This is a genomic window from Stenotrophomonas sp. YJH_SMC_80, assembly GCF_059372495.1.
In genome coordinates this window covers 103371-127183 of the sequence record NZ_JCAFVP010000010.1, presented here as the reverse complement: position 1 = coordinate 127183, position 23813 = coordinate 103371, and the positions used below count along the sequence as shown (strand labels likewise).

General features: G+C 65.8%; 16 protein-coding genes. 7 read left to right on the top strand and 9 right to left on the bottom strand.

Annotation, left to right across the window (positions count from 1 at the left end; all coding sequences use genetic code 11):
- Positions 1-3 precede the first annotated feature (3 nt).
- Positions 4-228: an AbrB/MazE/SpoVT family DNA-binding domain-containing protein gene (locus AC5P99_RS16110; RefSeq protein WP_005409505.1), complete on the bottom strand. Its 225-nt coding sequence runs from the start codon at positions 226-228 to the stop codon at positions 4-6.
- Positions 229-419: 191 nt separating this feature from the next.
- On the opposite strand from AC5P99_RS16110, the gene bamE reads away from it, so the two are divergent.
- The gene (gene bamE, locus AC5P99_RS16105; RefSeq protein ID WP_495213334.1) at positions 420-791 is read left to right on the top strand and encodes an outer membrane protein assembly factor BamE domain-containing protein; all 372 of its coding nucleotides are present in this window, start codon (positions 420-422) and stop codon (positions 789-791) included.
- A gap of 260 nt (positions 792-1051) precedes the next feature.
- Positions 1052-3805, top strand: a complete 2754-nt coding sequence (gene acnA / locus AC5P99_RS16100) for an aconitate hydratase AcnA (RefSeq protein ID WP_005413232.1) — start codon at positions 1052-1054, stop codon at positions 3803-3805.
- A gap of 277 nt (positions 3806-4082) precedes the next feature.
- Here acnA and AC5P99_RS16095 read toward each other — a convergent pair whose 3' ends face one another.
- Both AC5P99_RS16095 and AC5P99_RS16090 read right to left on the bottom strand, forming a co-directional pair.
- A complete protein-coding gene (locus AC5P99_RS16095; protein WP_005413231.1) occupies positions 4083-4526 on the bottom strand; it encodes a hypothetical protein in 444 nt (147 codons plus the stop codon).
- A gap of 303 nt (positions 4527-4829) precedes the next feature.
- The gene (locus AC5P99_RS16090) at positions 4830-6380 is read right to left on the bottom strand and encodes a BCCT family transporter (protein WP_005409502.1); all 1551 of its coding nucleotides are present in this window, start codon (positions 6378-6380) and stop codon (positions 4830-4832) included.
- Between the two features lie 170 nt (positions 6381-6550).
- On the opposite strand from AC5P99_RS16090, the gene betI reads away from it, so the two are divergent.
- The 5 genes from betI to rpfF all read left to right on the top strand — a co-directional run bounded on the left by betI (position 6551) and on the right by rpfF (position 13405).
- Positions 6551-7141 carry a transcriptional regulator BetI gene (betI, locus tag AC5P99_RS16085; RefSeq protein WP_005409501.1) on the top strand — a complete coding sequence of 197 codons (591 nt, stop codon included), beginning with the start codon at positions 6551-6553 and terminating at the stop codon, positions 7139-7141.
- Between the two features lie 38 nt (positions 7142-7179).
- Positions 7180-8652 carry a betaine-aldehyde dehydrogenase gene (gene betB, locus AC5P99_RS16080; RefSeq protein ID WP_005409500.1) on the top strand — a complete coding sequence of 491 codons (1473 nt, stop codon included), beginning with the start codon at positions 7180-7182 and terminating at the stop codon, positions 8650-8652.
- 101 nt (positions 8653-8753) lie between these two features.
- Positions 8754-10436: a choline dehydrogenase gene (betA, locus tag AC5P99_RS16075; protein ID WP_005409499.1), complete on the top strand. Its 1683-nt coding sequence runs from the start codon at positions 8754-8756 to the stop codon at positions 10434-10436.
- Between the two features lie 222 nt (positions 10437-10658).
- Positions 10659-12335: a long-chain fatty acid--CoA ligase gene (locus AC5P99_RS16070; RefSeq protein WP_012480081.1), complete on the top strand. Its 1677-nt coding sequence runs from the start codon at positions 10659-10661 to the stop codon at positions 12333-12335.
- A 200-nt stretch (positions 12336-12535) separates the two neighbouring features.
- Positions 12536-13405, top strand: a complete 870-nt coding sequence (gene rpfF / locus AC5P99_RS16065; protein WP_032966706.1) for a diffusible signal factor synthase RpfF — start codon at positions 12536-12538, stop codon at positions 13403-13405.
- A gap of 12 nt (positions 13406-13417) precedes the next feature.
- Here the strand turns inward: rpfF and AC5P99_RS16060 are convergent, their stop codons facing one another.
- The 6 genes from AC5P99_RS16060 to AC5P99_RS16035 all read right to left on the bottom strand — a co-directional run bounded on the left by AC5P99_RS16060 (position 13418) and on the right by AC5P99_RS16035 (position 23735).
- Positions 13418-16141 (bottom strand): response regulator, encoded by a 2724-nt coding sequence (locus AC5P99_RS16060; protein WP_495213333.1) that lies wholly within the window; start codon positions 16139-16141, stop codon positions 13418-13420.
- Between the two features lies 1 nt (position 16142).
- The gene (rpfG, locus tag AC5P99_RS16055) at positions 16143-17282 is read right to left on the bottom strand and encodes a cyclic di-GMP phosphodiesterase response regulator RpfG (RefSeq protein ID WP_005409495.1); all 1140 of its coding nucleotides are present in this window, start codon (positions 17280-17282) and stop codon (positions 16143-16145) included.
- 205 nt (positions 17283-17487) lie between these two features.
- The gene (lysS, locus tag AC5P99_RS16050) at positions 17488-18999 is read right to left on the bottom strand and encodes a lysine--tRNA ligase (protein ID WP_108270023.1); all 1512 of its coding nucleotides are present in this window, start codon (positions 18997-18999) and stop codon (positions 17488-17490) included.
- Positions 19000-19166: 167 nt separating this feature from the next.
- A complete protein-coding gene (locus AC5P99_RS16045; protein WP_495213332.1) occupies positions 19167-20807 on the bottom strand; it encodes an acetolactate synthase large subunit in 1641 nt (546 codons plus the stop codon).
- A gap of 63 nt (positions 20808-20870) precedes the next feature.
- The gene (locus tag AC5P99_RS16040) at positions 20871-22256 is read right to left on the bottom strand and encodes an NAD-dependent succinate-semialdehyde dehydrogenase (RefSeq protein ID WP_049449865.1); all 1386 of its coding nucleotides are present in this window, start codon (positions 22254-22256) and stop codon (positions 20871-20873) included.
- Positions 22257-22952: 696 nt separating this feature from the next.
- Positions 22953-23735 carry a helix-turn-helix transcriptional regulator gene (locus AC5P99_RS16035; protein WP_164222554.1) on the bottom strand — a complete coding sequence of 261 codons (783 nt, stop codon included), beginning with the start codon at positions 23733-23735 and terminating at the stop codon, positions 22953-22955.
- Positions 23736-23813: the final 78 nt, after the last annotated feature.

The window sequence follows — 23813 nt, the reverse complement described above, 5'->3', positions numbered from 1 at the left end:
GGCTTACTCCTCGTCACGCACCGCGCGCACCGCCGCGTCGGACGATTCGAAGCCGTCCAGCGCGAACTTGCCGCGCGCCCGTGAAATGGCATCGTCAACACTCTTGCGCAGGATGATGCGGCTGCCGTCCAGCTCGACCTTCAGCAGCGTGCCCTTGGTCAGGCCGAGGGCATCACGCACCGCCTTGGGCAGGGTGATCTGTCCGCGTTCAGCAACGGTGGCTTCCATGGGGGTACGCCTCAAAAAGTATGCATGAATTATACATACTCGCAGTATCTGGAACAAACCCGCCCAATCCGTGACCGCGATGCTGCGCTGGTCGCATCCGGGGGTTAGACTGGCTCCGCAGCGACCTGCTGCGGCCCCGGGCTGGACGCACCGCGTGCCGCCCGCACCTACCCGCCATAAAAGGATGTTCCATGCGCGCCTTGACCCTTGCCCTGATGCTGGCTGCCCCGCTGGCCCTTTCGACGACGGCAGCCCACGCCAATCCGTTCGGCGCCTACACCACCGGCGTCGAGATCACCCAACAGCAGATGGACACCCTGGAAGTCGGCAAGACCAGCCAGGACCAGGTCCGTGAGAAGTTCGGCGCACCCGGCCGCCGCGAACAGCTGGGCGACACGCAGGTCTGGTACTACGACTACGTGAAGATCAAGACCTTCGGCAAGGACATCCAGGAAGCGACCGTCCTGGAATTCAACAAGCAGGGTGTGCTGACGGCCAAGTCCAAGAGCAACGCTGTTGGCAAGACCGGCAATCCGCTGCTGGATGCCGCCAACGGCAAGTAAGTCCTGCTCGACACGCACTTCCGGACGGGGCGCCCATGGGCGTCCCGTCTGCGTTCTGGCCAGCGGGCGACGACCGCACGCGCTGACACGAAGGCTACACACACCGCTGTAACCTTGCGTTCCAAGCCAGCCGAGTCATTGCCGGGCGCTGGATCGCCGATACTGGGCAGGATCCGGGGCCGGAATGCCACCGGCGACCGCAAGCAGGCCCCTGCACGCACGGGCCAGAGCAAGCCATCCGCAAGAAGGAGTTACCCCGCATGAGCGATTCGTTCTCCACCCGCAGCCAGCTGAACGTCGGCGGCAAGACCTACGACTACTTCAGCCTGCCCACGCTGGGCCAGCGCTTCGATATCTCCCACCTGCCCTACTCGATGAAGATCCTGCTGGAGAACCTGCTCCGGCACGAGGACGGCGGCATCACCGTCGGCAAGGACCACATCGAAGCCGTGGCCCGCTGGAATCCGGCGGCAGAACCGGACACCGAGATCGCCTTCATGCCGGCGCGCGTGGTCCTGCAGGACTTCACCGGCGTGCCCTGCGTGGTCGACCTGGCCGCGATGCGCGATGCGGTGGTCAAGCTCGGCGGCTCGCCGGAGCAGATCAACCCGCAGATTCCCTCCGAACTGGTCATCGACCACTCGGTGCAGGTCGATGTGTTCGGCAAGCCGGACGCACTGGACCTCAACGGCAAGATCGAATTCCAGCGCAACCAGGAACGCTACGGCTTCCTGCGCTGGGGCCAGAAGGCCTTCGACAACTTCAAGGTGGTGCCGCCGAACACCGGCATCGTCCACCAGGTGAACCTGGAAAACCTCGCCCGCGTGGTGATGACCGCGGAGAAGGATGGCAAGGCCGTGGCCTACCCCGATACCGTGTTCGGTACCGACAGCCACACCACCATGATCAACGGCATCGGCGTGCTGGGCTGGGGTGTGGGCGGCATCGAAGCGGAGGCCGCCATGCTCGGCCAGCCATCGTCGATGCTGATCCCGCAGGTGGTCGGCTTCAAGCTGACCGGCAAGCTGCCCGAGGGTGCCACCGCCACCGACCTGGTGCTGACCGTCACCCAGATGCTGCGCAAGCTGGGCGTGGTCGGCAAGTTCGTCGAGTTCTACGGTGACGGCCTGCAGCACTTGCCGCTGGCCGACCGCGCCACCATCGGCAACATGGCCCCGGAATACGGCGCCACCTGTGGCATCTTCCCGATCGACGCCGAGTCGCTGAACTACCTGCGCCTGTCCGGCCGCAGCGAAGAGCAGATCAACCTGGTCGAGGCCTACGCCAAGGCGCAGGGCCTGTGGCACGAGCCGGGCAGCCCGCACGCCCAGTACAGCACCACGCTGGAACTGGACATGGGCACGGTGAAGCCGTCGCTGGCCGGCCCGAAGCGCCCGCAGGACCGCGTGCTGCTGGAAGACGTGCAGAAGAACTACCGTGAAGCCCTGGTCGGCATGACCGCCAACCGTGACAAGCGCAGCGACGACGTCTCCTCGTTCGTCAACGAAGGCGGCGGCGCCGCGGTCGGCAACGAGCAGCTGGCCAAGGGCTTCGCCGACATCGAGATCGAAGGCCGCAAGGTCCGCCTGAAGGACGGCGCGGTGGTCATCGCTGCCATCACTTCGTGCACCAACACCTCCAACCCGGCGGTGATGATCGGCGCCGGCCTGCTGGCCCGCAATGCGGCCGCCAAGGGCCTGAACCGCCAGCCGTGGGTGAAGACCTCGCTCGGGCCGGGCTCGCGGGTGGTCACCGATTACCTGGAAAAGGCCGGCGTACTGAAGGAGCTGGAAAAGATCGGCTTCTACGTGGTCGGCTACGGCTGCACCACCTGCATTGGCAACTCCGGCCCGCTGCCGACCGAAGTCAGCGCCGGCATCGCCACCGGCGACCTGGTGGTCACCTCGGTGCTGTCGGGCAATCGCAACTTCGAGGGCCGCGTACACCCCGAAGTGAAGATGAACTACCTGGCCAGCCCGCCGCTGGTGGTGGCCTACGCCATCGCCGGCACCACCGACATCGACCTGACCACCCAGCCGCTGGGTACCGGCAGCGATGGCCAGCCGGTGTTCCTGCGCGACATCTGGCCGAGCAACAAGGAAATCGGTGACGTCATCGCCGCCACCATCGGCCCGGAGATGTTCAAGCAGAACTACGCGGATGTGTTCAAGGGTGACACCCGCTGGAACACCATCGCCTCGCCGGACGGCAACCTGTACGCGTGGAGCGATGCGTCCACCTACATCAAGAACCCGCCGTACTTCGATGGCATGACCATGCAGACCGGCAGCATCGACGACGTGCATGGTGCGCGCGTGATGGGCCTGTTCGGCGATTCGATCACCACCGACCACATCTCCCCGGCCGGCAACATCAAGAAGGACTCGCCGGCGGGCCGCTTCCTGCAGGAACGTGGCGTGCAGCCGGCCGACTTCAACAGCTACGGCAGCCGCCGCGGCAATGATGACGTGATGGTGCGCGGCACCTTCGCCAACATCCGCATCAAGAACCTGATGTTCGGTGGCGAGGAAGGCGGCAACACCCTGTACTACCCGGCCGGTGGCGGCCAGCCGGAAAAGCTGGCGATCTACGATGCGGCCATGAAGTACAAGGCCGACAAGGTGCCGCTGGTGGTGCTGGCCGGCAAGGAATACGGTACCGGCTCGTCGCGTGACTGGGCTGCCAAGGGCACCCTGCTGCTGGGGGTGAAGGCGGTCATCGCCGAAAGCTTCGAGCGCATCCACCGCTCCAACCTGGTCGGCATGGGCGTGCTGCCGCTGCAGTTCCGCAACGGCGAGAACGCGCAGAGCCTGGGCCTGGACGGCTCGGAAGTGATCGACATCACCGGCCTGCAGGATGGCGCCAGCAAGCGCGCCACGGTCACCGCGACCAAGGCCGATGGCACGAAGAAGACCTTCGAGGTGTCGGTGATGCTGCTGACCCCGAAGGAAGTCGAATACTTCCGTCATGGTGGCCTGCTGCAGTACGTGCTGCGCCAGTTGGCAGGTCGCTGAGCCTTCCCGCGGTACCAACGGGCGGAAGCCCGGCCCCCGCGCCAGCGCGGGGGCGCTGCGGAGACGCGCGAACCCGTGGTTCGCAAGCGCGCCTCCTCGCCCACCACGGTGGTCTGCTGCAGTACGTGCTGCGCCAGCTGGCCAGCAAGTAACGCTTCACCTGTAGAGCCGAGCCCGCGCTCGGCTCCACAAGCAGAAGGGCCGGATCCTCATGGAGCCGGCCTTTTTTGTCTGCAAGCTCGCCCGCTCGCATCAGGTCGCACATCGACCCTCAAGATCAGGGCCGCACACCAAACAGGTGCCACGACGTTTTCACTGCTGGGCCACTGGCATCCAACGACCATAGGCCTTCCATCCACTCCAGATGCCCGTCCGGCGCATCCTCGTTGAACACGGTCACCGACATCTCAGCAGCCGGATGCGGCGTTTCCTCTACGCGATAGCACACCGCACCGGTGTTGCCCCGGTAGACATTGGACAGGAAGCCCGGCGGACAGCGCACATCCAGTACCCGATAGCCGCTGTTCTCCTCGCTGGCATAGACGTTGGTGTGGATCGAATAGGTCACCAGCCCACCGGGATGCGGCGGCAACTGCAGGTCCAGCGCCGCGGTCTCACCCAGGGCAATCACCGGATGATTCAACTGCACCAACGCACCGGGTGCTGCGTTGGCAAGCGCAGAGAAGGCGAGCGTCAGTGCACAGATCAGGACTCGGACCATCGTTCAACTCCGGAAGGACGTGTTGGTCAATGATTGCCGCGAACGGCCCGCATGTCTTTCAGAATGCTACGAAATTCCGTGTGGCCCGATGCCTTTGACTATCCAGCAGGTAACGCTTCACCTGTAGAGCCAGCCATGCTCGGCTACCGTTGGCAGGAAAGCAGCCGAGCATGGGGTCGGTGCTACACAGAAGAGGAAAGGGCCGGATCCTCGCGGATCCGGCCCTTCCTGTTTCTCTGCAGACAGGCATGGCCTGGCTCTACCGCATCTCCGGCGGCACCGGGATGGGCGCCAGGTGCGCGCTCAGCGGCGCGGCGCGTCCGGGTCGGTGCGCAGCGCCTTCAGCAGGCCCCACATGTAGAACGCCAAGGTGAACGAGAACGGCAGGCCGCACAGCACCACCGCCGTCTGCATCGCGCTGAAATTGCCGGCCAGCAGCAGCCCGACGCTGGCTACGGTGATGCCGACGGCCCAGAACACGCGCAGCCAGATCGGCGCGTCATGGCCATCTTCCACGCCATCGTCAACGCGACGGGTACACAGGTTGGCGATCATCAGCGTGCCCGAATCGACCGGGGTCAGGAACAGCACGAAGCCGATCACCACTGCGGCACCGGCCACGTACGGCGCGGCGGGCAGGTATTCCAGCAGCTTGAACAGCGTCATCGCCGCATCGTGCTGGGCCACGTCACCCAGGATCGCCTGGCCATGGTTGAGCACCAGGTCGATGGCGGTGTTGCCGAAGATCGACAGCCAGGCCAGGGTGAAGCCGAGCGGGATCAGCAGCACGCCCATGATCACTTCGCGGATGGTGCGGCCCCGCGAGATGCGCGCCACGAAAAGGCCGACGAACGGCGCCCAGGCGATCCACCAGGCCCAGTAGAACAGCGTCCACGAGCCCATCCACTCACGACCCTTCGGGTCGTTGAGGTACATGTCGAAACTCTTGCGCACGAACGCACCGAGGTAATCGCCGGTGTTCTGGATCAGGCCATCGAACAGGTGCAGGGTCGGGCCGGTGACCAGCACGAACAGCAGCAGGCCGCACAGCAGGCGCACGTTGAGATTGGACAACCAGGCAATGCCCTTCTCCACACCGGCGACCACGCCGATGGTGGCCACCACCATCATCACCAGCACGATCGCCACCAGCACCTGCGGCGTATCCGGGATGTGGAACAGGTAGACCAGGCCGGACTGCACCACCAGCGCGCCGATGCCGAGGTTGGTGACCATCGAGATCAGCGTGGCGAGGATGCCGAAGCCATCGACCATGTCGCCGATGCGGCCATGGATGCGCTCACCGAAGATCGGGTACAGCGCCGAGCGCAGCGCCAGCGGCAGGTCACGGCGGTAGGCGAAATAGCCCAGTGCCACGCCGACCAGCGCATACAGCGCCCAGCCGTGCAGGCCCCAGTGCAGGAAGGTGAGCACCATCGCCTCGCGGCCGGCGGCCACGGTGCCGCCGGGTTGCCCGGGCGGATGCAGGAAGTGGTCCAGCGGCTCGTAGGCGCCGTAGTACAGCAGCGCGATGCCGATGCCGGCCGAGAACAGCATCGAGACCCAGGCGACGTAGCCGAAGGCCGGCGATTCCTCGTTGTGACCCAGGCGGATGCGGCCATACGGCGAGAACGCCAGCCACAGCACGAAGCCCAGGCACAGCACGATCAGCAGCATGTACCACCAGCCGAACGCGGCCGACACCTCGGCCTGCGCCCATTGCAGCCAGTGCTCGCTGCCTTCGGGATAGAGAACGGTGAGCAGCCCGAGGATGCCGATCGACACCGAGGAGCTGAAGAAGACAAAACGGTTCAAGCGCAGGGGCGAACGCTTGGGATGAGCCAGGGAAGACATGGGGTCGTCTCATCAAGTCCGAGGGAGCACATGGGCGGGGCCGGACCGGTAAACCGGGCCCATGGCGTGGGGCGCGAGCGCATCCTAGGGTTTATTGATTGAACGTTCAATCAATAAAAAGCATAATGGCGGGCAGCCCGATCCTTCGGGTCGCAATCCGTGGAGAGACAATGCCGAAGAAAGGCGTGGAACCGGTACGGCGCGAACAGCTGATCCGGGCCACTTTCCAGACCATCGACGAGATCGGCATGGCCGATGCGACCGTCGCTACCATCGCGAAGAAGGCAGGGCTGTCCAGCGGCATCGTCGCCCACTACTTCGGCGACAAGGACGGCCTGCTCAATGCTGCAATGCGGCAGATCCTGCGCGAGCTGAAGGACGCGGTCGCCCGCTACCGCGCCGACGCCAGCGACGACCCGCGCGAGCAGCTGCGCGCCATCGTCGACGGCAACTTCGACGACAGCCAGATCAACGGCACCGCGATGCGCGTCTGGCTCACCTTCTGGGCCGCGAGCATGCACCAGCCGGAACTGGCCCGGCTGCAGCGCGCCAACGACCAGCGCCTGTTCTCCAACCTGTGCCACCAGTTCAACCGCCTGCTGCCCCACCCGCAGGCCCGCCTGGCCGCTCGCGGGCTGGCCGCGATGATCGATGGCCTGTGGCTGCGCGGCAGCCTGGTCGGCGGCCAGTTCAACGCCGAGAAGTCCCGGCGCATCGCTTACGGCTACATCGACTTCCAGTTGCAGGCTGTCGCGCTATAAGCGCTCCAGCACCCGCCCCCTTCCAAGGAGTACGCCCCATGACCACCCTGCCCGTCCAACAGCTCTACATCCACGGCCAGCGCGTCGATGCCACCAGCGGCAAGACCTTCAAGACCGTCAATCCGGCCACCGGTGAGGTGATCGCCGAAGTGCAGGTTGCCAGCCAGGCCGACGTCGAGCGTGCCGTGCAGAGCGCATCCGAAGGCCAGAAGGTTTGGGCCGCGATGACCGCGATGGAGCGCTCGCGCATCCTGCGCCGCGCCGTCGAGATCCTGCGTGAGCGCAACGACGAGCTGGCCCACCTGGAAACCCTGGACACCGGCAAGGCGCTGGCCGAAACCACCACCGTGGACATCGTCACCGGGGCCGACGTGGTCGAGTACTACGCCGGCCTGGCCACCGCCATCGAGGGCATCCAGCTGCCGCTGCGCGAATCGAGCTTCTTCTACACCCGTCGCGAGCCGCTGGGCGTGGTCGCCGGCATCGGCGCCTGGAACTACCCGATCCAGATCGCCATGTGGAAGTCGGCCCCGGCGCTGGCCGCCGGCAACGCGATGGTGTTCAAGCCTTCGGAAGTGACCCCGCTGACCGCGATCCGGCTGGCCGAGATCTACACCGAAGCCGGCGTGCCGGCTGGCGTGTTCAACGTCGTGCAGGGCCCGGGCCGCGAGATCGGCCAGTGGCTGACCGAGCACCCGGTGATCGAGAAGATTTCCTTCACCGGCGGCGTCGCCACCGGGAAGAAGGTCATGGCCAGCGCCGCGTCCTCCTCGCTGAAGGAAGTGACCATGGAGCTGGGCGGCAAGTCGCCGCTGGTGATCTGCGATGACGCCGACCTGGACCGCGCCGCCGACATCGCGGTGATGGCCAACTTCTTCAGCTCCGGCCAGGTCTGCACCAACGGCACCCGCGTGTTCGTGCCGCGCAGCATGCTGGCCGCATTCGAGGCCGCCGTGGTCGAGCGTGTCAAGCGCATCCGCATCGGCGACCCGATGGCCGCCGAAACCAACTTCGGCCCGTTGACCAGCTTCCCGCACATGGAAAACGTGCTGCGCTACATCGAAAGCGGCAAGGCCGAAGGCGCCCGCCTGCTGACCGGCGGTGGCCGTGCCACCGAAGGCGCGCTGGCCAATGGCGCCTACGTTCTGCCGACCGTGTTCTCCGACTGCCGCGATGACATGACCATCGTCAAGGAAGAGATCTTCGGGCCGGTCATGAGCATCCTCGCCTACGACGACGAAGACGAAGTGGTGCGTCGCGCCAACGACACCACCTTCGGTCTGGCCGCCGGCGTGGTCAGCAAGGACATCAGCCGCGCCCACCGCATCATCCACCGCCTGGAAGCCGGCATCTGCTGGATCAATACGTGGGGCGAGTCGCCGGCCGAAATGCCGGTCGGTGGCTACAAGGAATCCGGCGTCGGCCGCGAGAACGGCATCTCCACCCTCGGCCACTACACCCGCATCAAGTCGGTGCAGGTGGAACTGGGCGACTACGCCAGCGTGTTCTGACCGGCGCGCCCCGAGCACGCCCCCTCGTCCGGCCACCGCGCCGATCCGACATTCCGCCGGGACGCCTGCACGCAGCGCGCCCCGGCCTGCAGGAGACACCCATGAGCACCCATAACGAGTACGACTACATCATCATCGGCGCCGGTTCGGCCGGCAACGTGCTGGCTACCCGCCTCACCGAAGATGCCGATGTCAGCGTGCTGCTGCTGGAAGCCGGTGGCCCGGACTACCGGCTCGACTTCCGTACCCAGATGCCGGCGGCACTGGCCTTCCCGCTGCAGGGCAAGCGCTACAACTGGGCGTACAAGACCGATCCCGAGCCCTTCATGAACAACCGCCGCATGGACTGCGGCCGCGGCAAGGGCCTGGGCGGCTCGTCGCTGATCAACGGCATGTGCTACATCCGCGGCAACGCGATGGATTACGACAACTGGGCCAGCATGCCGGGCCTGGAAGACTGGACCTACCTGGACTGCCTGCCGTACTTCCGCAAGGCGGAAACCCGTGACATCGGCCCCAACGATTACCACGGTGGCGACGGCCCGCTGCGCGTGACCACGCCGAAGGCCGGTAACAACGAGCTGTTCGCTGCGATGGTCGAAGCCGGCGTGCAGGCCGGCTACCCGCGCACCGACGACCTCAACGGCTACCAGCAGGAAGGCTTCGGCCCGATGGACCGCACGGTGACCCCGAAGGGCCGTCGCTCCAGCACCGCCCGTGGTTACCTGGACCTGGCCAAGCCGCGCCCGAACCTGACCATCGTCACCCACGCGCTTACCGACCGCATCCTGTTCTCGGGCAAGCGTGCGGTGGGCGTGCAGTGGCTGCACAACGACCAGCCGCAGCGTGCCACCGCGCGCCGCGAAGTACTGCTGTGTGGCGGCGCCATCGCCTCGCCGCAGATCCTGCAGCGTTCGGGCGTCGGCCCGGCCGACCTGCTGCGCAGCCTGGACATCGACCTGGTGCACCACCTGCCGGGCGTCGGCGCCAACCTGCAGGACCACCTGGAGATGTACCTGCAGTACGAGTGCAAGAAGCCGGTCTCGCTGGCACCGGCACTGAAGCTGTACAACCAGCCGGCCATCGGCGCCGAGTGGCTGTTCCTGGGCACCGGCATCGGCGCCAGCAACCAGTTCGAGGCCGGCGGCTTCATCCGCAGCGACGCCGAATTCGACTGGCCGAACCTGCAGTACCACTTCCTGCCGGTGGCGATCAATTACAACGGCTCCAACCCGATCAAGGCGCACAGCTTCCAGATGCACGTCGGTTCGATGCGCTCGCCCAGCCGCGGCCGCATCCACGTGCGTTCGAAGGATCCGCGCGAACATCCGAGCATCCTCTTCAACTACATGTCGCATGAGCAGGACTGGCGCGAGTTCCGCGCGGCGATCCGCATCACCCGCGAGATCTTCGCGCAGCCGGCGCTGGCACCGTACAGCGGCCGCGAGATTTCCCCGGGCAGCGCGCTGCAGACCGATGCGCAGATCGATGCGTTCGTCCGCGAACATGCCGAGACCGCCTACCACCCGTCGTGCTCGAACAAGATGGGCCACGCCGATGACCCGATGGCGGTGGTCGACGGCCAGGGCCGCGTGCACGGGCTGGAAGGCCTGCGCATCGTCGATGCCTCGATCATGCCGCAGGTGGTGACCGGCAACCTCAACGCGCCGACCATCATGATGGCCGAGAAGCTGGCCGACGTGATCCGCGGCCGCACCCCGCTGGCCCGCAGCACCGCGCCGTACTACAAGGCCAACGGTGCACCGGTGCGCAAGCAGGACTGACGCAAGCGCCCCGCTTGGCGACACGGTGGTGCCGGCCGCTGGCCGGCATCCACCGGAATCCCGATCGAGCGCAGATGCCGGCCAGCGGCCGGCACGACCAAGCAAAGAGGCCCTTCGGGGCCTCTTCGCGTTTTCCCTACGGCGGGGTATGCTGCAATGAACGGCCATTGTCGCTACGCTCAGGGCCGGAACCTAATACATCACGATTCCTGGAGGGGGAATATGAGTCTGGATCGTCCCTGGCTGCAGAGCTATCCGAAAGGCGTTCCCGCCGAAATCGACGTCAACGAGTTCCATTCGGTAGCTTCGGTCTTCGACGCTTCCGTCGCGAAATTCCGCGACCGTCCGGCCTACTCCAGCTTCGGCAAAGTGCTCACCTACGGTGAGACCGATGCGCTGGTCACCCAGTTCGCCGCCTACCTGCTGGGTGAGCTCAAGCTCAAGAAGGGTGACCGCGTCGCCCTGATGATGCCCAACTGCCTGCAGTACCCGGTGGCCACCTTCGGCGTGCTGCGCGCCGGACTGACCGTGGTCAACGTCAACCCGCTGTACACCGCGCGCGAACTCAAGCACCAGCTGGTCGACGCGGGCGTCAGTGCGCTGGTGGTGGTCGACAACTTCGGCGACACCGTCGAACAGGTCATCGCCGATACGCCGGTCAAGCACGTGGTCACCACCGGCCTGGGCGACCTGCTCGGCGCCAAGGGCGCGATCGTCAACTTCGTGCTGAAGTACGTCAAGAAGATGGTGCCCAACTACCACATCAAGGGCGCCGTCCGCTTCAGGCAGGCGCTCAAGCTGGGCAGCCGCCACGCGCTTCCGAAGGTCGAGATCGACCACGACGACATCGCCTTCCTGCAGTACACCGGCGGTACCACCGGCGTGGCCAAGGGCGCGATGCTGACCAACCGCAACCTGATCGCCAACATGCAGCAGGCGTCGGCGTGGCTGTCCACCTCGGGCATCGAGCCGGGCAAGGAAGTGATCATCACTGCCCTGCCGCTGTACCACATCTTCGCGTTGACCGCGAACGGCCTGGTCTTCATGAAGTTCGGTGGCTGCAACCACCTGATCACCAACCCGCGCGACATGAAGGGCTTCGTCAAGGAGCTCAAGGGCACCCGCTTCACCGCCATCACCGGCGTCAACACGCTGTTCAACGGCCTGCTCAACACGCCCGGCTTCGACGAGATCGACTTTTCTTCGGTCAAGTTCACCCTCGGCGGCGGCATGGCGGTACAACGTGCCGTGGCCGAACGCTGGAAGAAGGTTACCGGGGTGACCCTGGTCGAAGCCTATGGCCTGACCGAGACCTCGCCGGCGGCCTGCATCAACCCGCTCACCCTGCCCGAGTACAACGGCGCCATCGGGCTGCCGATCCCGTCCACCGATGCGTGCATCAAGGACGACAACGGCAACATCCTGGCGCTGGGCGAAGTGGGCGAGCTGTGCATCAAGGGCCCGCAGGTGATGAAGGGCTACTGGCAGCGCCCGGAGGAAACCGCCACCGCCATCGACGCCGACGGCTGGCTGCACACCGGCGACATGGCGAAGATGGACGAACAGGGCTTCTTCTACATCGTCGACCGCAAGAAGGACATGATCCTGGTGTCCGGCTTCAACGTGTACCCGAACGAGGTCGAGGACGTCATCGCGATGATGCCCGGCGTGTTGGAAGTGGCTGCGGTCGGTGTCCCGGACGAGAAGTCCGGCGAGGTCGTGAAGGTCGTGATCGTGAAGAAGGACCCGAATCTGACCGCGGAAATGGTCAAGGAACATGCCCGGGCCAACCTGACCGGTTACAAGCACCCCAGAATCGTAGAATTCCGAAAGGAGCTGCCGAAGACCAACGTCGGCAAGATTCTCCGTCGCGAGCTGCGTGATACGCCCGCCCAGTAAGGGTTTCCGGGCAACACGACAGTACAGGGGACCCCGCCGGAGACGGCGGGGTCTTTTTATTGCCGGAACATGGCCGACCCGGCGCTTGCGGGCGGTTCACGACGGGTGCATAGAATCAGTCGCCGCCGCATGTTCAGCTCGCCCCCTCACTCCTCTCCGTCCGCTCTGCGGTTGGCCGGACGGTCACACGGAGAACTCCCATGTCTGCAGTACGCCCCATCATTACCCGTCCCGAGCAGCACCCTACCCTGCGTATCACCGAAGAACCCGAGCGGGATGTTTACTGGATCCATATGCACGCCAACCTGGTCAACCAGCCAGGCCGGCCGTGCTTCGCCTCGCGCCTGGTCGATGACATCGTCGACTACCAGCGCGAACTGGGCGATCGCCTCAGCGCCTCGCACGCTCTGTCACCCCATGTCGTACTTGCCTCGGACAGCGACGTGTTCAACCTGGGCGGCGATCTCGAACTGTTCTGCCGCCTGATCCGCGAGGGCGACCGCGCCCGCCTGCTCGACTATGCCCAGCGCTGCGTGCGCGGCGTGCATGCCTTCCATGCTGGCCTGGGCACCCGTGCCCACAGCATCGCCCTGGTCCAGGGCAATGCACTGGGGGGCGGCTTCGAGGCCGCACTGAGCTGCCACACCATCGTCGCCGAGGAAGGCGTGTTGATGGGCCTGCCGGAGGTGCTGTTCGACCTGTTCCCCGGCATGGGCGCCTACTCCTTCCTGTGCCAGCGGATCAGTCCGCGGCTGGCGGAGAAGATCATGCTGGAAGGCAACCTCTACACCGCCAGCCAGCTGAAGGAAATGGGCCTGGTCGACATCGTGGTGCCGGTGGGCGAAGGTGTTGCCGCAGTCGAACAGGTGATCAAGGAAAGCCGACGCATCCCGCACGCCTGGGCGGCGATGCGTGAGGTCAACGAGATCGCCACCATGGTGCCGCTGCATGAAATGATGCGGATCACCGAGATCTGGGTAGACACCGCCATGCAACTCGGCGAGAAGTCCCTGCGCACCATGGATCGGCTGGTACGGGCGCAGGCCCGACGCAATGGCGACCCGGCCTGATCGTCTGGCGGGTCAGGACGGGCTGCGCTCGCTGTCGTCGCGGTGCGGTGCCCCCGCACTACGGGCAGCCAACGCATGCCTGCCGTTGCGCAGAGCGGTCGCCAGGTTGCTGAGGCGGGAGCTCCATTCACCCTTCAGCTGCCAGTCCGCCATGCGCATGATTTCGCCACTGGAGGCGGCAACCTGGACAAGCCCCAGGTTGCTTGCCACGCCGCGCAGCGCGTGGGCGTGCTCGCGGAAATCCTCCCAGGCCTGGCGCTCGCCGCAGCCCTGCAGCTGGCCCATGCTCGCGTCAACGTCCGCCAGGCATTGGTCGATGAACTTGCGTTCGAAGCCATCGCCCATGCCCAGCGACGCCAGCTCGTCCAGCACCGCGGTATCGAGCACGCCATCGCCGAACGGCAATGCAGGCACTGACTGGATGCCGGGTTCTGCGCGGGTGTTGGCGGCGACATCGGCCAGCACTTCCAGCAGGCGGGTGGCCACCACGGGCTTGGCAAGGAAGGCGCGGGCGCCGGCCTGCTCACAACGCAGGATGGACTCGGGGGTGACGTCTGCGCTCAGCACCATGACCGGAACGTAAGGCATGCCGCTGGCCTGCATCACCCGCAACTGCTTGAGCAGATCCAGTCCGCTCATGCCGGGCATGTGCAGGTCGACGATCGCTGCGTCGTAACTGGCCTGCTCCAACGCATCGAGCACTTCGGCGCCGCCGTTGACGCAGGTGACCTTGTGGCCGGCCTTCTCCAGCAGCCGCTGCAGCACCATGCGATTGGCCTCGTGGTCGTCGGCGACCAGAACCCGCAGGCTCCGCACCCGTGCACGATGGCGCAGGAAGGGGTTGGAAAACGCGATGACATTGCCGGCTTCAGCCACCTCGGACGGAACCGCCGGGGCTGATGAGGTGTCTGCGACGTCCAGCGTGATCTCGACCCAGAACACGCTGCCGCGCGGGCTGTTCGGCGCATAGCCGACCTGCCCGCCCATCGACTCGACCAGGCCCTTGGCAATGGCGGTGCCCAGACCGGTGCCTTCATGGCGACGGGCCAGGCCGACATCGCCCTGCTCGAACGCATTGAACAGGCGTCCGCGCAACGCCACCGGCACGCCGATGCCGGTATCGACGATCTCGAATCGCAGGCGCATCCGCTCGCTGCCCAGCGCATCGGGGCTGGAAACGCGCAGATGCACGTAGCCACTGTCGGTGAACTTGACCGCGTTGCCCATCAGGTTCAGCAGGATCTGCTGCAGATGCCCGGCATCCCCCAACAGGCGCGGCGGCACGTTGTCGTCCACCTGCACGCGATAATCCAGCGATTTGGAGCGGGTCTGCGGGGTCAGGATCAGGTTGATCGCCTGCAGCACGTCGGCCAGCGCGAACTCGTGCCACTCCACGCGCACCTTGCCGGCTTCGATCGCGGAGATGTCCAGCACCTCTTCCACCAGCGCCAGCAGGCTGCGGGTCGAGGCCTGGATGGTGTTCAGGCACTCGCGCTGTTCGTCGTCCAGGCGGGTGGTGGCCAGCACTTCGGTCATGCCGGCCAGCCCGTTCAACGGCGTGCGGAACTCATGGCTCATGTTGGCCAGGAAGCGGCTCTTGGCTTCGTTGGCCTGGCGCGCCTCGGCCACCGCCCGGGTCAAGGCATGCAGCAGCGAATCGAAGTACAGCGGAATCGCGCCCAGGCCCAGCAGCAGGCCCCAGCCCAGATAATCGTGGCCGCGCCAGTACGGCGACAGCATCACCGTGCACAGGAAGGCCAGGCAGCCCATGGCCGTGGCCACGCGCAGGTAGGTGCTGCCGTAGCGCATGCCGTTGCCGATCGTCACCCACAGCATCACCGCATACAGCGGTGCGGCCGGCTCGCCCTGGATGGTCATGATCCAGGCCATGCAGGTGTAATCGGTCAGCATGCCGATCACCCGGCGCACATGCGACACGCCCGGATTGACCAGGATCGCGGTCAGCAGGCCGGCGGAAATGGTCAGCTCGAAGGCGAGGATCAGCCACGTCGCCGTCAGCGCCTCACCGCCGCCGCTCAGCGAGCGCCATCCGAGATAGCTGATGAACAGTGCCGTGATGATGATGCGGATCAGGTTCTGCGCGTGCTCGCTGTCCTCGCGCCCGGACAGGCGCTGCTTGAAGCGGGCCAACAGCGAGCGCTTGTCGGATCCAGCGGCGGGAATCGTATCCATGGTTGGATGTCGCATCCTTCGGCGCAGCAGGGAGGAGCAGCACAACGGTACTGCCAGCAACCCCAACCACAGGGAAATGGCCAGCCCCAGGTTGGCCTGCCAATAGGGAGTCAACAGCACGGTAGTGCCGAAACTGACCATCGCCAGCACGATGGCAGCGGTCAGGTAACGCGGCCCGAAACGCAGGCCGTTGCCCACCGTGACCCACATCACCACCGCATACACCCACGCCAGCGGCTCACCCATCTGGATCATGCCGATCGCGATCAGTCCGTAATCGGCCAGCATCCCGGCCACCCGTCGCGGGCCCGAGCGCTGCGGCCTCCACAGCAGCCAGCCGAACAACAGCAGCGACAGGCCCAGCCCGGTCACCGCCGTTGCCAGCGCGCCCTGGTACTGATCCAGCCGGTGCAGGCGGGCGCCGGACAACAGAACATAGACCAGGATCAGCGAGATCAGCACTACCCGCACGATCGCCTGGCCATGTTCCGAATCCGGACGCTGCGCCAGCCGACGCCTCACGCGTGCGAACAGGTCCTGCATGTCACCCACCCGGTCGCGTCGATGCCGTCGAGTGCTGGGCGCAGATATCCATCAACTGCTGGTGGCCGCGCATCAGCGCATCCACGCAACGCGGATCGAACAGTCGCCCACGCTGGGCGTACAGATAAGCCAGAGTGGCTTCCATGGTCCATGCTTCCTTGTACGGACGGGGCGAGATCAGCGCATCGAAGACGTCGGCGACAGCAACGATCCGCGCTTCCAGCGGAATCGCTTCGCCGACCAGGCCGTCGGGATAGCCGCTGCCGTCATAGCGCTCGTGATGGCGCAGCGCGATGAGCGCACCCACCTGGATGAAACGGTTCTGGCTGCCACTGAGCAGCTCGTGGCCGATGCGTGGGTGCCGGCGCATGATCGCCAGCTCCTCGTCATTGAGCTTGCCCTGCTTGAGCAGCACCGCGTCGGGAATGGCGATCTTGCCCATGTCATGCAGCGGCGCCGCCATCTCGATCAGGCGCACGTCGTCTTCGGGCAGGCCAAGCTGCTCGGCGATCAGCCCCGCAACGCGCGCCATGCGTTCGAGATAGGCGCTGGTGCCGGCATCACGGAACTCGATCGCCCGCGCCAATCGCGACAGGGTCTCGCGTTCGCGTTCCTCGACCTCGTGCATGCTGGCCAGCAGGCGCTGCTCCAGCGACAACGCACGTTGCTTCACGTTCTCGGTCTGCTGGCGCAGCTGCAGCAGGTTGTAGCAGCGCGCGCGCAGTTCGCGCGGGCGGATCGGCTTGACCAGGAAGTCGATGACCCCCGCTTCCAGCGCCGCCTGGCGGATCGGCTCGTCGCCGACCACGGTGATCAGGATCACCGGGATATCGCGGTGCTTGGGCAGGCGCCGGAATCGACGGGCGAACTCCAGCCCGTCCATCTCCGGCATGCGGTAATCGAGCAGCAGCAGGTCGACCGGGTGCGCCTCGCACCAGGCCAATGCGGTCAGCGGATCACCGAAGTCATACACGCTCAGTTCCGGCGCGATGTCTTCGATGACGTGACGCAGCATCGTCCGCGCGGACGTCTGGTCGTCAACAATGACGATGTTCAACGCGTACTCCGCCTGGTTTCTCGACCATGCTGGATCATCAGCAGGCGAGGATACCCTGCTGCTGCGAACGCTCGCACCCTGCATCGGCCCGACTCCCGTGTCATGCGTCCCGGTTCATGATCGTCATCACATTGTGAAGCGGACTCTCCACAATGCGCACTCCCCCTGGCGCCGATCAAGCCATAACAGACGTCAAGGTAGTGCATTAACGATACGCCGAGCGCGGGAGGCGTCAATCGCGCCGTCTCATTTCGGGACGGCGCGCACAAACGGGAGTCAAAAAGACGACTTACTGCTCCGGACGCATGTACGGGAACAGCAGCACGTCACGGATCGAGCTGCTGCCGGTCAGCAGCATCACCAGGCGATCAACGCCGATGCCGAGGCCGCCGGTCGGGGCCATGCCGTACTCCAGCGCACGGATGTAGTCGGCGTCGTAGTGCATCGCCTCGTCGTCGCCGCCTTCTTTCGCGGCCACCTGGGCCTGGAAGCGCTGGGCCTGGTCTTCCGGGTCGTTCAGTTCGGAGAAGCCGTTGGCCAGCTCCTTGCCGTTGACGAACAGCTCGAAGCGATCCGTGTAGCCCGGGTCGTTGTCATTGGCACGGGCCAGCGGCGAGACCTCGACCGGATGGTCGGTGATGAAGGTCGGCTGGATCAGGGTGTGCTCGACCGTGGCCTCGAAGATTTCCAGCAACAGCTTGCCCCAGCCGTAGGACGGCTTGACGCGGATGTTCAAGCGCTCGCAATGGCGCAGCAGCGCATCGCGGTCAGTGCAATCAGCGGCCGAGATTTCCGGGTTGTGGTGGCGCACTGCCTCATCCATGCGCCAGCGACGGAACGCCGGGCCCAGGTCGATCTTCGCGCCGTCCCATTCCACTTCGGTGCCACCGTTCACGGCCTTGGCCACATCACGGATCACACCCTCGGTCAGGTCCATGATCTCGTTGTACGTGGCGTAGGCCTCGTACAGTTCCATCATGGTGAATTCCGGATTGTGGCGGGTGCTGACGCCTTCATTGCGGAAGTTGCGGTTGATCTCGTACACGCGCTCCAGGCCACCCACGGTCAGTCGCTTGAGGTACAGCTCCGGCGCAACGCGCAGGTACAGGTCCAGGTCCAGCGCGTTGTGGTGGGTGGTGAACGGCTTGGCCGCCGCGCCGCCGGGGATGTAATGCATCATCGGCGTCTCGACTTCCAGGAAGTCGCGGTTGTCCAGCCACGCGCGCATGGCGCGGATGATCTTCGAGCGCTTGATGAAGACCGCGCGCGATTCCGGGGTCACGATCAGGTCGACGTAACGCTGGCGATAGCGCTGCTCGACGTCGGCCAGGCCATGCCACTTGTCCGGCAGCGGGCGCAGCGACTTGGTCAGCAGGCGGATCGATTCGGCCTTGACCGACAGCTCGCCGGTCTTGGTACGGGTCAGGCCGCCTTCGACGGCGATGATGTCGCCCACGTCCCAGCCCTTGAAGGCGGTATAGGCATCGCCCAGCACCGTGCCCTGCAGGAACAGCTGGATGCGACCGGACTCGTCCTGGATCTGCGCGAAACTGGCCTTGCCCATGATGCGCTTGGCCATCAGGCGGCCGGCCATCTTCACCTGGCGGCCGTTACCTTCCAGGGCCTCGGCGGTCCACTGTTCGGCATCGGCGAACTCTTCCTGCAGGCGGCCGGCGAAGTCCTCGCGACGGAAGTCGTTCGGGTACGCGATGCCCTGCCCACGCAGCGTTTTGAGTTTCTCGCGGCGCTCGGCGATCAACTTGTTTTCGTCAACGGGGGGGGTATCGGTAGCTTCGCTCATGGATCTGCGGGAATCGTGTAGTGAGGGGGGGGATGTTGCACCCGGCACAGCCGGTTGCCCAGCATACCAAAACCGCCCCGCCCCGGCCCCGGCAGCGCCCGGTAGCGCCGGGCCATGCCCGGCGGTCGGTCGGCGCACGAATCCGCCGGGCGTGGCCCGGCGCTACCTCAGCCGTTCCCCGGGAAGGCCTGCCGCAGCTCGTCCACCAGCACCCGCTGGTTTTCCGAGTAATCCACCGGCACCGACACCAGGTGCACGCCTCCCTCGTTGAACGCCGCCTCCAGTGTCGGGATGAACTGCTCGATGGCGCTCACCTCATGCCCCTTGCAGCCATAGGCCTCGGCGTACTTGACGAAATCGGGATTGCTGAAGGTCATGCCGTAGTCGGTGAAGCCATCCACCGCCTGCTTCCAGCGGATCATCCCGTAGGCGCCGTCGTTGAGGATCAGCACCACCAGGTTCAGGCCCAGCCGGCGCGCGGTCTCCAGCTCCTGGCTGTTCATCATGAATCCGCCATCACCGCACACCGCCAGCACCCGCCGCTGCGGATACAGGATCGAGGCCATGATCGCCGACGGCAGGCCCGCACCCATGGTCGCCAGCGCGTTGTCCAGCAGCAGCGTGTTGGCCACCTGGGTGCGGTAGTTACGCGCAAACCAGATCTTGTACATGCCGTTGTCCAGCGCCACGATGCCGTCCGGCGGCATCACCTGGCGCACGTCATGCACCAGCCGCTGAGGAGTGAAGCCGGCCTCCTCGGCACGGGCGGCCAGGTGCTCCAGGATGGTCGCGCGCAACGGCAGCAGCGCATCGGCGTTCGGCACCGCGCCTTCGATGCGGTCGGCCAGCTGGGTCAGCGAGCGGCCGATATCGCCGATCACTTCCACCTGCGGGAAGTACACCTGCTCCACCGCCGCCTGCGAATAGCCGATATGGATCACGGTCGGCCCACCCGGGCGCATCACGAACGGCGGCTTCTCGGTGACCTCATGGCCGATGGTCACGATCACATCAGCCTGGTCGATGGCCATGTGCACGTAGTCGCGCTCGGTCAGCGCCGCGGTGCCCATGTACAGGCCCGAACCACCGGCCACCGCGCCCTTGCCCATCTGCGTGGTGAAAAACGGGATGCCGGCTCGCAGCACGAACGCCGACAGCGCCTCGCTGGACTGCGGCCGCGACGCCGCCGAAGCGATCATCAGCAACGGTCGCTTGGCATTGCGGATGATCTCCGCCGCGCGGTCCAGCGCCTCCGGACTGGCAATGGGACGATCCACCGCATGCGGCGGAATCAGCGCCACGTCCCCGACCTCATCAGCCGCAATGTCCTCGGGCAGCTCCAGCAGCACCGGACCGGGCCGCTCTTCCAGCGCCGTGCGGAACGCCTCGCGGACGATGGTCGGGATGGTGCGCGCCGAGACGATCTGCCGCGCCTGCTTGGTCAGCGGCTTCATGGTGCTGACGATGTCGACGATCTGGAAGCGCGCCTGCTTGCTGGCAACGATGCCCTTCTGGCCGGTGATCATGATGACCGGCCATGCACCGAGCAGCGCATAGGCCGCGCCCGTGGTGAAGTTGAGCGCGCCCGGGCCGAGCGTGGCCAGGCACACGCCGGGCTTGCCGGTCAGGCGGCCATAGGTGGCTGCCATGAACACCGCCGCCTGTTCGTGGCGGGTGATGACCAGCTCGATGCTGGAATGGCGCAGCGACTCGACCACGTCGAGATTCTCTTCGCCGGGAATGCCGAAAATGCGCTCGACGCCTTCGTTCTCAAGCGCGGCGACAAGCAGATCTGAACCCTTGGACATTGGAATGCCGTCCTTTTCGCTGGACTGGTGATGGATCGTTGCAGGAAGGATGGAAGCTGCGCGTCAACGCTTGTCGAACCATACCGTCTGCGCGTTGACGAATTCGCGGACGCCGAAGTGCGAGAGTTCGCGGCCAAAGCCGCTCTTCTTCACGCCGCCGATCGGCACGCGCGGGTCGGAAGCAGAGAAGCCGTTGACGAACACGCCGCCGGTCTGCAGCCGGCGCGCCAGCTGCATCGCACGGGCGCGGTCGCCGGTCCACAGGTTGCCGCTGAGACCGAACTCGCTCTGGTTGGCCAGCTCCACCGCATGGTCGGCATCACGAGCGCGGCTGATCGAGGCCACCGGACCGAAGGTCTCGGTATCGAAGGCCTGCATGCCCGGCTCCACGTCGGCCAGCACGGTGGGTGCGTAGAACGCGCCCGGGCGATCCAGCTGATGGCCACCGACCAGCAGCTTCGCGCCCGCTTCCACCGAGGCGCGTACCTGCGCATCCAGCTGTTCCAGCAGGTCCTGGCGTGCCATCGGGCCAATGCGATTACCCGCTTCACGACCATCGCCGATGGTCAGCGCCTGCGCCTTCTGGCAGAACTGCGCCACGAAACGGTCGTATACCGCGTCTTCAACGATGATGCGCTTGCCGGCGATGCAGACCTGCCCGGTGTTCTGGAAGCGCGAGGCCACCGCCGCATCGACGGCCGCATCAAGATCGGCATCGGCCAGGACGATGAACGGATCGGAACCGCCCAGTTCCAGCACCACCTTCTTCAGCGCCTGCCCGGCCTGGGCAGCAATGCTGCGGCCGGCGGCCACACTGCCGGTCAGGGTCACCGCGGCGATGCGGTCATCGGCGATCGCGCGGCTGGTGCCCTCGCGGCTGATGTTGGCCGCGATGAAGGTGCCCTCCGGCAAGCCGGCATCGCGCCAGGCGGCGTCGAGCAGCTGCGCGGTACCGACGATGTTCTCGGCCGGCTTCAGCAGGAAGCCGTTGCCGCCCATCAGGATCGGCACCGCCGCGCGCATCACCTGCCAGTACGGGAAGTTCCACGGCATGATGCCCAGCACCACGCCCAGCGGCAGGTAGGACACGTAAGCCTTGTCGTCGGGCACCTGGGTCGGTTCGTCGCGCAGGAACTGCGCACCGTTGTCGGCGTACCAGTCGCACAGCACAGCACACTTCTCGATTTCGGCCAGCGCTTCGGCCTGGACCTTGCCCATTTCGGCGGTAGCCAGCGCGGCCAGCTTTTCACGGTCACGGCGTAGTACCGCGGCCATCGCACGCAGTACGTCTGCGCGCTGTTCGAGGCTCTTGACGCTCCAGGCCGCAAAGCCGACCTGGCCGCGATCCAGGATTGTTTCCAGCTCGGCGTCGGTGGCGAAGGGATGGCTGGCGATCTGCTGGCCAGTGGCCGGATCGCGGGAAATGGCGGTGGTGGGGGCAGCGGACATGCAGGGCTCCTGTTGTCTCGACAACGGGCGGTGGCCCGTCTCCTGCACAGGAATGTGGACCCGAATGGCGGAGGCAACAAGGCGTCTGCTTATCCTGTGACCTGCACTTACCTGCCTGAATGGGGTTATCGGCAGGGCTGCGCCCTGCACCCGCCGAAGCCAGAGCAACGTCAACGGCAGAAGCTGGCATTCCGTGGGTTGGCGGGGTGGGTCCGGTTGAGGGGGGCGCTGCAAGTACGTCCATGTAAGCTCGATCGCCGCATCCATGCGGCTCACGCCCCCTCAACCGGACCCACCCCGCCTTCGACAGATTTCCGCGATCTGTCGGGACGGCGCTCTGCGTTGCTGTTGGTGGGTGTCGACCTTGGTCGACACAGTAGATCCACGCCATGCGTGGATGACTCATTCGATATCTGAAAGAAAAATCGTGTCGACCAAGGTCGACACCTACCAACAGCCGCGCGGAACAAAGCCGCAGTTGCCAACAACCGCGCGAAATCTGTCTGAGGTGGGGTGGTGTGGGTTGGCAGGACCGTTGGCGCCATGGATGGCGCCATCGAGCCCCCATGGACGGGTTTACGGCGTGTCCTGTCAACCCACACCACCCCGCCATCCCTCGGATAGTCCGCTGTTGCTGTTGCCGTTGCTGTCGCTTCGGCCTCTGCGGGTGCAGGGCGCAGCCCTGCCGAACACCCCCTACTTCCGCGGCAGGTAGGTCACCAGGGAAAGGTCATGCCGGCTCTCCGGCACCAGCGCCACGTACTGCAGGTCCAGCAACCCGCGCGTGGGATGGTTCAACTTCTTCGCACCTTCATCGAACCGGCGCACATCGTGCTCCGGCCACCACTGGCGGAACTCCTCGCTGTGCGCCGAGATGTCCTCGACCAGCGCCAGGAACGGGGCCTTGTCCGGTGCCTGCGCCATCGCCGCACGGAAGCCTGCCAGCAGGCCGCGGGTCATTTCTTCCCAGTTGAGGATCAGCGTGCGGTACGGCGGGTACAGGAACATCAGCCGCAGCGTATTGCGCTCGTGCGGTGCCAGCTGGCTGTAGTCCACGAACAGCTCGGCAATGGCCGGGTTCCAGGCCAGGATGTCAAAGCGGGTGTTGCGCACGTACGCCGGGATCGGCTGCATCGCCTCCACCAGCTGGCGCAGGCCGTCGGTCACACTCTCGTCCGGTGATTGCAGCGGCACGCCGTAGCCGGACAGCGCGAAGGCATAGGCGCGTTCGTCGTCGCTCATGCGCAGCACCTGTGCCAGGCGCTCGAGCACTTCGGGAGAGGCGCGCACTTCACGACCCTGCTCGATCCAGGTGTACCAGCTCACGCTGACCCCGATCGCCAGCGCCACTTCCTCGCGCTTCAGGCCCGGGGTGCGCCGCCGCCCGGCCGGCAGGCCGAGCGTGGCGGGGTCGACACGGGCGCGGCAGGCCTTGAGGAAGCCGCCAAGTTCCTTGCGTTCACTTTCGCTGCGCATCATCGCCACCGCCGTACCCGTTGTAGCGTCGAGCCATGCTCGACGCATCTGCTACTGCGCCAACAGCAGCCGAGCATGGGC